This window comes from Cellulomonas pasadenensis (assembly GCF_047229365.1).
Taxonomy (GTDB): domain Bacteria; phylum Actinomycetota; class Actinomycetes; order Actinomycetales; family Cellulomonadaceae; genus Cellulomonas.
Genome location: NZ_JBFTEP010000258.1, coordinates 1 through 1,719, shown reverse-complemented (window position 1 = coordinate 1,719; position 1,719 = coordinate 1). Strand labels below are relative to the sequence as shown.

Annotated in this window: 2 protein-coding genes; both read right to left on the bottom strand. The window is 78.8% G+C overall.

Annotation, left to right across the window (positions count from 1 at the left end; genetic code table 11):
- Positions 1-381: uroporphyrinogen-III synthase (locus AB6N23_RS18280; protein ID WP_412867379.1), on the bottom strand; the 381-nt coding region annotated here is incomplete at its 3' end.
- Complete coding sequence (gene hemC / locus AB6N23_RS18275) at positions 378-1,394, bottom strand: hydroxymethylbilane synthase (RefSeq protein WP_412867378.1); 1,017 nt, start codon at positions 1,392-1,394, stop codon at positions 378-380. The genes AB6N23_RS18280 and hemC, both read right to left, overlap by 4 nt.
- Between the last annotated feature and the right edge of the window lie 325 nt (positions 1,395-1,719).

Genomic DNA, 1,719 nt, shown 5'->3' with positions numbered 1-1,719 from the left:
CGCGACGACCTCGGCGAGGCCGCCGTCGGTCGCGGTGGCCCGGTCCGCGAGCACCGCGACGGCCGCCTGGCTGGTCACGGCCAGCCAGCCGTACCAGCCGGCGCCGAGCGCGAGCAGGGCGTCGTCGAGGACGGTCGTGTCCTCGACGGGGACGGTGCGGACGAGCGGGACGACGACCGGCTCGGCACCCGCGGCGCGCAGCGCGATCGCGGCCGGGCTGGGGGCGGTGTCGCCGGGCGCGTCGAGCGGCGGGCGCGGGACGAGGACGCGCAGGCCGGCGAGCGGGCCGTCGGCGTGCGCTCCGGTGGCCGCCGCCGTGGTCCGCTCCGGCACCGCACCCGCACCCGCGTCCGCGCCGCCGCCCGGCGGGACCGTCGTCACGAGCTGACGCCCAGCGGCGCGAGGTCGCCGGCGCCCGCGGCGAGCAGCTCCTCCGCCAGTGCGCTACCGAGCGCGCGGGCGTCGTCGTCGTCCCCCGCCGGCCCGCTCGTGCGCCGGCGCAGGGACCGCGTGCCGTCGACGGCGACGACCGTGGCGTCGAGCGTGAGGACGCCGTCGTCGTCGAGCTCGGCCCACGCCCCGATCGGCGCGGCGCAGCCGGCCTCGAGCCGCGCGAGCACCGCCCGCTCCGCGACCACGGCACGCCGCGTCGGGGCGTCGTCGAGCGCGCGCAGCGCCTGCGCGAGCGGGCTGTCACCGGTCGCGTCGGCGGCGCGGACCTCGACGGCGAGCGCCCCCTGGCCCGGCGCGGGCAGCAGGACGTCGGGTGCGAAGAGCTCGGTCGCGGCGTCGAGCCGGCCGAGGCGGGCGAGCCCGGCGGCCGCCAGCACGACCGCGTCGAGGTCGCCGACGGGCGAGCCGCCGCCGGTCGCGACGGGCGTGGCTGTCGGTGCCGGTGCGGCGCCCTCGACGGGGACGGCGCCGCGCACGCGCCGCAGCCGGGTGTCGACGTTGCCGCGGATGTCGACGACCTCGAGGTCGGGGCGCTGGGCCCGTAGCTGCGCGGCGCGGCGCGGCGAGCCGGTGCCGACGCGGGCGCCCGCGGGCAGCTCGGCGAGCGTGAGGCCGTCGCGCGCGCACAGCGCGTCGCGGGGGTCCTGCCGCACGGGCATCGCGGCGACGGTCAGGCCGTCGGCGTCGCCGGTCGGCAGGTCCTTGAGGGAGTGCACGGCGACGTCGCAGCGGTCGTCGAGGAGCGCGTCGCGCAGCGCGGTGACGAAGACGCCGGTGCCGCCGAGCGTGGCGAGCGGCGCGGAGACCCGGTCGCCCTCGGTGCGCACGCGCACCGTCTCGACCGTGAGGTCGGCCAGCGCGGCGAGCGCGTCGGCGACGTGGCCGGTCTGGGTGAGGGCGAGCACGCTCGCACGGGTACCGACACGGACGTGCTGGGGCATGGGTCCAGTCTCGACCCGCGGCGTGGTGATGTCGAAGCCGCGGGCGCCCGTGGTGCGCGTTCTCACATTTTCCGCGGCGGCGTGATGACAATTCGTCAGGTCCGCGTCACACCGACCGCGGCCCATTCTGACAATGCGTCAGGACGTCGTCACACCCGCTGCGGAAATGGTAAGGCTCGCCTTTCCTCAGATCAATTCCGCGCGGGTTCGTCCGTCGCGCCGGGCGCCTCGGCGAGCAGCGTCGCCGCGGCCGCGCGCGCGTCCGGCACCACCGACGCGAGCCCCGTCCCGGCCGCCCACGCGCCGCACACGGCCACGCCCGGCA